Origin of the sequence: uncultured Veillonella sp. (genome assembly GCF_934190855.1) — a bacterium.
In the GTDB taxonomy this organism is placed as follows: Bacteria; Bacillota; Negativicutes; order Veillonellales; family Veillonellaceae; genus Veillonella.
The window spans coordinates 1-7521 of the sequence record NZ_CAKPTN010000082.1; the positions used below are offsets into that span (position 1 = coordinate 1).

General features: G+C 41.6%; 8 protein-coding genes and 1 pseudogene. 1 reads left to right on the plus strand and 8 read right to left on the minus strand.

All coding sequences use genetic code 11. The features are described 5' to 3' along the window. From Q0F90_RS05885 to Q0F90_RS05900, 4 genes are all read right to left on the minus strand, one after another. The coding region (locus Q0F90_RS05885; protein WP_296004152.1) for a DUF805 domain-containing protein at positions 1-457 on the minus strand (457 nt) is incomplete at its 3' end. Positions 458-648: 191 nt separating this feature from the next. Then, entirely contained in the window at positions 649-1284 is a 636-nt protein-coding gene (locus tag Q0F90_RS05890) for a DUF805 domain-containing protein (protein ID WP_296004153.1), read from the minus strand. A gap of 218 nt (positions 1285-1502) precedes the next feature. Next, positions 1503-2072 (minus strand): DUF805 domain-containing protein, encoded by a 570-nt coding sequence (locus Q0F90_RS05895; protein ID WP_296004154.1) that lies wholly within the window; start codon positions 2070-2072, stop codon positions 1503-1505. 3 nt (positions 2073-2075) lie between these two features. Continuing rightward, on the minus strand, positions 2076-3032 hold the full coding sequence (locus Q0F90_RS05900) for a DUF805 domain-containing protein (protein ID WP_296004155.1): 957 nt from the start codon (positions 3030-3032) through the stop codon (positions 2076-2078). 163 nt (positions 3033-3195) lie between these two features. Here Q0F90_RS05900 and Q0F90_RS05905 point away from each other — a divergent pair, with 163 nt between their 5' ends. Next, entirely contained in the window at positions 3196-3486 is a 291-nt protein-coding gene (locus Q0F90_RS05905) for a hypothetical protein (protein ID WP_296004156.1), read from the plus strand. Between the two features lie 136 nt (positions 3487-3622). Here Q0F90_RS05905 and Q0F90_RS05910 read toward each other — a convergent pair whose 3' ends face one another. The 4 genes and pseudogenes from Q0F90_RS05910 to Q0F90_RS05925 all read right to left on the minus strand — a co-directional run. Next, positions 3623-4708 carry a DUF805 domain-containing protein gene (locus Q0F90_RS05910; protein WP_296004157.1) on the minus strand — a complete coding sequence of 362 codons (1086 nt, stop codon included), beginning with the start codon at positions 4706-4708 and terminating at the stop codon, positions 3623-3625. Between the two features lie 116 nt (positions 4709-4824). Then, the gene (gene trpA / locus Q0F90_RS05915) at positions 4825-5616 is read right to left on the minus strand and encodes a tryptophan synthase subunit alpha (protein WP_296004158.1); all 792 of its coding nucleotides are present in this window, start codon (positions 5614-5616) and stop codon (positions 4825-4827) included. Continuing rightward, a complete protein-coding gene (trpB, locus tag Q0F90_RS05920) occupies positions 5609-6802 on the minus strand; it encodes a tryptophan synthase subunit beta (protein ID WP_296004159.1) in 1194 nt (397 codons plus the stop codon). The genes trpA and trpB overlap by 8 nt, the downstream gene beginning before the upstream one ends. 172 nt (positions 6803-6974) lie before the next feature. Then, a pseudogene (locus tag Q0F90_RS05925) lies at positions 6975-7521 on the minus strand (bifunctional indole-3-glycerol phosphate synthase/phosphoribosylanthranilate isomerase); the annotation flags it as partial.

A 7521-nucleotide genomic window follows, 5' to 3' on the forward strand; every position in this document is an offset into this window, starting at 1 on the left:
CCATATCTTCAGTTGGAGTTTCTTTAAGGCCAGTGCGTGCAGCTTCTTCAGCTGTGATTGTTTCATAGCTTACTGGGGAACCATATTGGTTATCGCCTTCGTCACCTTTTTGAGCGAGCAAGTAGATAACATAGATGATACCAAATGGAATTAAGCTAATTAAAAGCATCCAACCGCTTTTACCAACGTCATGTAAACGACGAACACCAAGGCCAATGGAAGGCAACAAAATTGCAACGTTGTACGCCATGGAAATAAGGCCAAAAACGCTTGATAATGCAGTGTTCATAAAAAGTGCGCTCAATACATTAATGATACCAGCAATAACAATTGTGATACCATAGAAACGCCAATATTCACTGCGGCTTGCACGGCCTTTAAAATTAGCAAAATTGCCCATAACCGTATGTTTGAAATTATCTACATACGAAAGATTTTTGATAGATAAATCTGTCATTGTATTCTCTCCTACAAAATAACAAATAAAATAAAAATAAAAACAAAGATAATTATAGCATGTTTATCTTTGATTTTAAATTTCAATTTCTATATATTTTGGGAATAACTTATGCATTATATTAACCATTTATACAATTATATTCTACAAAAAACTCTCCCTATAGTGAAGCTATAAGGAGAGTTATCATGTTACATCACACTTGTTGTAAGTAATTGATCGACTAAGAACCATAGTACAAAGATTGCACAGAGCAGTCCAGCCGTTAGTCCCATCGTTGGTGTTGCATCGATAAGACCAATTTCATGAGCCATTTGTTTTGTTAAGACCACTTGACCTGTAGGCGCACCAAAGCGGTTTGAGTTGCTTTCACCAGGAAGAGCCATAAGAACTAACAGAATAAGAGTGCCAATAACAGGTACAAATCCGATAAATACGAGGCCACCAGAACGACCTTGGTCATGTAAGCGGCGCACTGCAACGGCCACGCCAGGGATGACCATCACTACGGATAAGAGAACGAGAATGACTAAGCCGAAGCCTACACCTACTGCACTAGAGAGGGGGCTAATATAACTTAAAAAGGCACAGGTGAACAAAATTGCTACAAAGAGCAATTGATACATTAAAAAGAAATTCCAATATTCACTACGACTCGCACGGCCTTCAAAGTCAGCATATTTATATACTAAACATTGTTTGAAGTTTTCAATCAATCCTAGATTATATTTATCTAAGGAAATTGGGGCTTTGCGGACATGCCCACAGTCTGGGCAAAAACGATCATTTCTCAGTACTTCATGTCCACAATATGGACAAGATTTCATAATAAACTCCTTCCATCGACAGACAGGAAACAGTAAAGCTCAAAAGGTCCTGTTGCACATAACACATATAGTAACTAAGATATTATTTCTTACTTAATATCTATAATTTTGAATTCATCTTGTATTCATTCTACTACAAAGTGTTATATTGTCTATAAAAGAGTTGTTAAACTTTTATAAAATAAAATAATGAGTATGTTAATAAATACAGGTAATTATTACATGTATCCGTTCCCGTTAAAACCAAACCATAATAGCTCATCTACAATATCCGCAATTTGAATGGATTGGATAAGGAAGATGGTAATCCCCATAATCCAGTCTTGACGGCGAGACGGCGTTTCTTCAAGACCTGTTTTCTGACTTATATCAGATGTAACAGGGATATAGCCCGTTCTTTCGCCATAGGCATTTTCCCCTTGATCGCCGCGGCGCAATTCATAGGTTAAGAATATAAAGAAGCCTACAACAGGAATAAAGGAAATCAGCTGCGTCCAACCACTACGACCAATATCATGCATACGTCGCGCCGTAGCCGCAATATTTGGAATTAATAAAAACATGGACACGGCGAAACCAATTTTATCGACTATGCTTTCAAAATTAAGAAGGCCCAAGGCATTACAAATCATAGCCAAAATGCCTAATACACCTTGAATCATTGTGATACCTGCGGCAAAGCGCCAATATTCACTGCGGCTAGCACGACCGTTAAAATTAGCATAGTTTTTGATACCTAGCTTGAAGGCATCGGTATAGTTCAAATCATATGTATTGATAATTGCCATAACCTAGTCCTCCTCCACGTCTTCAATGCTAACAATGCCCCAGCCCTTACCTGCGTCGTACAAACGAACTAGAACAGGGTCGTGTCCATTTTCAAAGGTCACTATAAAACCAGTATAGTTGAAAGTATAATCATCTTCTTTATCTTGAGACACGTAGTCGAGCCGAATCGTTTCTACTTTAGGATGCTGCTCCTTCGCTACCGCTTGTTGCCATAGCTCAAACGTACCGTATCGCTCCATTTCTCGTACGCTTAGCTGGCGATATGCGGCATGATAATCCTCTTTACCAAGGCTTTCATAGTACGTACGCACTATAGAGCGAGCCTCTGTCGTAGCCGTTTCACTTTCTAATAAACGGTTAGCCTTTTTCGTTAGCGCACTAGGTTCTAAATTACTGTATGCAAATTCTTCTACCATAAAATTATGATTTATCATTGCACTGCCAGCGCTATTAACGAGCCAGCCTAGCACTAATAACCCCAGAATAAACACGCCAGATACAGATTCCTTTTGTAACGTGTTTACATCATTGTTATATACGTTTGCTTCGTTGTTATATGCGTTTGCAGCGTCGTTAGATATGTCCGGTTGAACTTGGATAGGCGATGTGCGTTTGCACAATAGATACAATAAAGCAAGCCAGCCTAAAATAGGGACCAATAGTAAAATAATCAACATCGGATCATTATTAGAGTCTCGCAATCGTCGCGCCATGAGCATAATCGTAGGCAAGCACAACAAGATAGATAAAACAATTAATATGCCCCCACCTAGGGATACGGCGTAGAGAAATCCGTACGGGATATAGCTTGCAAGGCCTGTTATACATGTAATTAAACCATATACAAAGGATATGGCACTTATGGTAAGCCAAAAATCGGCTATATTCGTTCGTCCCTTACTGTTCGCATAGTTTTCCACTAGCTCACGATAGAGGATCTCATATACTCTCTGTTTCATAAAACTCCTACTATAATTTTAGATAATATACAAACATAGATACTCTTATTATACTATGATGTATCAACTCATTTATTTCATCTATTCTTCACTAAATTTTTCTATACTTTAATTAGATTTTTTACAACTAAAATTCGTACAACTTATTATATAGGAGACAATTATGAAAGCTAAATTAACTAAAGTAATGGCTATGGCCAGCTTAGCGGCCTTCTTAACTGTTGGTATCGGTGCTAACGTAGCACAAGCTAAAGATTTCCGCTTCACTATCGGTGACTCCCCTCGCATCAAAAAGAATGCTGATGGTACATGGGATAGCAGTGCTAATCCATGGTTCAAAAAGGGCGAGAAAAAACAAAAAAAACATAAAGTATCTGAACGTGATAAACACGATAAAAAGAAAATTGCAGAACGTAGCTACTACAGCATGCGCTCTGAATCTTCTAATGACTAAGCCCCTTTCATAATCAGTTCCTGCTGATTATATAAGACATAACTAAACTAACTAACAAAAGGACGTTATACGATGTATAACGTCCTTTTGTTAGTATCTTTAACATTATTATGCTCTAATTTCTACAATTTAATTATTACTCTCTAATTTCCACAATTTGGAACAGGCTATATTTATTAGGTCGCAAGATCATGGTACCACTGCGAGACTCTGTAAATGGTACACCCTCTTTTTTACCGCTCATTACAATAGCAAAGGCAATTTGTACTTCATCCTTTGAGTCAGCTATGACTTCCAGCTTATCGTAGTCTACGCGGCGCACACCTTCATAGGCTTTAGCGAGGCTTTCTTTGGTAGGATATTTCTCTCGTTCGGCTCCACCGAGGCGCGCATGAGCATCTTTGAACCGTTCATTAACGACTTCTTCAAAGAATCGCTCCACAGAAATCCGAGCCTCAAGGCCATAAGACTTTTCTTCAGGGTTTGTCTGCTTGGAGTATCTAGCAGCAGCTTTAAATTCGCCACCTCGAATGACATTAAGTACGCCTTCTGCAATATTGTAATTGCCATACCACGCAAAGGCAAAGCTCGCGAGGAGTACGGCTATCATCATCCGATCCGTAGAACGGGTTGGACTTGTAGAAATATCTAACCGAGCACTCAAATGTTCATCGACAGGCTCAGTATACTGCGGTTTCCCAAAGCGATTTTCCTCGGGGTCCCCTGCTTTCACAGTCCAAGGTAATAAGACTAATGGTCCAATGATAGGCACTAACATAAGCAGTGCAAGCCAACCCGATTGATTCACATCGTGGAGACGACGAACCGTAAGATTGACACAAGGAATAATCGTAAAAACAACCATTATGAAAAATAGGAAAACCCACGCAATAAATTGGTCACTATCATCAGAATTAGCCCAGCCGATAAGAGCACATACCATGTACATGAGCGCCCATAGAAGTGCTATGACAAGCATAAACCGCCAATAGTTCCCCCGTGAAGAACGACCACTGATAGTAGTCCACTGAATGAGATAGGTATTGATAAAGTTATCCTTATACCCCAGGATATATCGTTCAAAATCGACAATGGTTACACCTGTTTGGCGGTGCACATTTGTATAAATCGGACCACCTAAGGGCCCCATATTCCCGCCACAGCGTAAACAGATGGCTTGTTCATCTGGTCCTTCTTTACCACAACGTGTACAGCGTTGCATACGACCTCCTACAAAACATTGACTATAAATATTAATGCTCGGTATATAAGAATAGGGCCTATCGTAATGATAGGTCCTATTTTTACTTGTTGCCTCTATTATATAAGGTAACCTTATTATGCGCCAGCCTTAAGGACTGCTTGTTTCATAGATTGTACGTAATCAAATAATGCTTGGTCTGCATTTTCGCCGTGTTCTGCCACGATTTTAACGATGGCAGAGCCTACGATAGCGCCGTCAGATACGCGCGCCATAGCCTCTGCTTGGTCTGGCGTAGAAATACCAAAGCCAACCGCTACAGGGATATCTGTATATTTGCGAACCGTTTCAACGATGGATTTAATATCCGTCTTGATTTCGCTGCGCATACCTGTAACGCCAAGGGAAGATACGCAGTAAATAAAGCCTTCTGCTTCTTTAGCGATCATTTCGATGCGGTTCTCAGACGTTGGAGCAATCAAGGATACTACTTCAACACCGTGTTTATTAGCAATGCTTGCGAGTTCACCTTTTTCTTCAAAGGGCATATCAGGCACGATAACGCCGGAGATACCTACCTCTTCGCAGAGGGTAAAGAATTTTTCACGACCGAATACATAGATTGGATTCAAATAGGTCATGAATACGAGAGGTATAGTCACCGCATCATCGCCCGTACGCAAACGGCGCACCATATCGAAGATATCGTTGATTTTTACGCCTGTAGCAAGAGCACGTGTGCTCGCTTCTTGAATAACTGGGCCTTCCGCCGTTGGGTCAGAGAAAGGAATACCAATTTCCACCATGTCGGCGCCGGCTTTCACCATAACGCGAATATAACGTTCTGTGGTCTCGATGCCGTGGTCACCAGCACTGATGAACGGGATGAATGCCTTGCCCTTTGTGAAAGCGTCTTTAATTTTACTCATGAAGATCCACCCCTCTATATTTCGCCATAGCCGCTACGTCTTTGTCGCCACGACCAGATAAACAAATAATAATGATATCGTCCTTGCTCATAGTAGGAGCGATTTTACGAGCATGCGCCACTGCATGAGCACTCTCGATTGCTGGAATAATGCCCTCTAAGCGAGACAAATATTCAAAAGCATCTACTGCTTCGTCGTCTGTTACAGGCACGTATTCTGCGCGGCCGCTGGCGTACAAGTGCGCATGTTCAGGACCGATACCAGGATAATCAAGGCCTGCAGAAATAGAATATACTGGAGCGATTTGACCGTCTTCGTCTTGGCAGAAGTAAGATTTCATGCCATGGAAGATACCTACAGAGCCTTTCGCAATTGTCGCTGCATGCTCCTCTGTGTCGATACCGCGACCTGCCGCTTCACAACCGATGAGACGAACACCTTCGTCTTCGATAAAGTGATAGAACATGCCCATCGCATTGGAGCCACCCCCTACGCAAGCCATTACAGCGGATGGTAATTTACCTTCTGCTTCTAAGATTTGTTCACGAGCTTCACGGCTGATGATGGATTGGAAATCACGAACGATCATAGGGAACGGATGCGCACCCATAACGGAGCCCAATACATAGTGCGTATCAGACATGCGGTTTGTCCATTCGCGCATCGCTTCAGATACAGCATCTTTCAATGTGCTTGTACCGCTAGTTACAGCGTGTACCTTTGTACCGAGCAATTGCATGCGATATACGTTAAGCGCTTGGCGTTCACAGTCCTCCGCACCCATGTATACTTCGCAATCCATGCCCATCAAGGCCGCAATAGTCGCCGTCGCAACACCGTGTTGACCGGCCCCAGTTTCAGCGATAACGCGCGTTTTACCCATCCTTTTTGCCAATAACATTTGGCCGATTACGTTATTCAACTTGTGGGAACCAGTATGGTTCAAGTCTTCTCGTTTTAAATAGATTTTAGCGCCCCCAAGGTCCTTTGTCATGCGTTCTGCATAGTATAAAAGGGATGGACGGCCTGTATAGTTTTTATGTAAATCCTCAAGTTCGCGTACGAAATCGGGATCATCTTTGTACTTGTTGTACGCCTCTTCCAATTCGATGACTGCATTCATCAATGTTTCTGGCATAAATTGGCCCCCAAAGGAACCAAAATAACCATGTCTTTGTTCACTCATATAACTTACCTTTCCATGTACCATTCCTGCTAGCACGCCTGTATAGCGTTACTATTGGCATCTATCTCAACAATCGATGAATTTCATCGGATGTGTCTAAAATATTATTATATTTTAGATTTATGTATTTTCTATGATTACTCGCCTATAATAGGCCTTATTCTCTCAACATTTAGTGAGCTATTGTTCTCACGATGTTAGTAAAAGCTTTGATCTTTTCATTGTCTTTCACGCCATCTGTTTCAATGCCGCTACTAATATCTACGCCATAAGGTCTCACCGTACGAATGGCGCGAGCCACGTTAGCGCTATCAATACCACCTGCGAGCATAAATGGACGTTCAAACTCATCCAAGCAAGACCAGTCGAATACTTCGCCCGTGCCACCGCGCTCGTCCTTATGATACGCATCAAATAATAGCATATCAGCACTGCTATCAATCCACGCCTCTGCATCTGCAGCACTGCGGATTTGAACAGCCTTCCAAACCTCTACATTAGTACGTTCTTTTAAGGATTGGATGAAAGCTTCATCTTCGTCGCCGTGCAATTGCACCGCATCAAGATTGACTTCTTTAGCGATTGTAACGAGGTTATCTACCGTTTCATTCACGAAAACGCCTACCGTTTTAATAGCATCAGAATTGGTATTTTCTTCACCTATCTGCACGTTTCCAGATGCTTTGCTTCCTACTGTTCCAGCTTGTACTGTATCACCA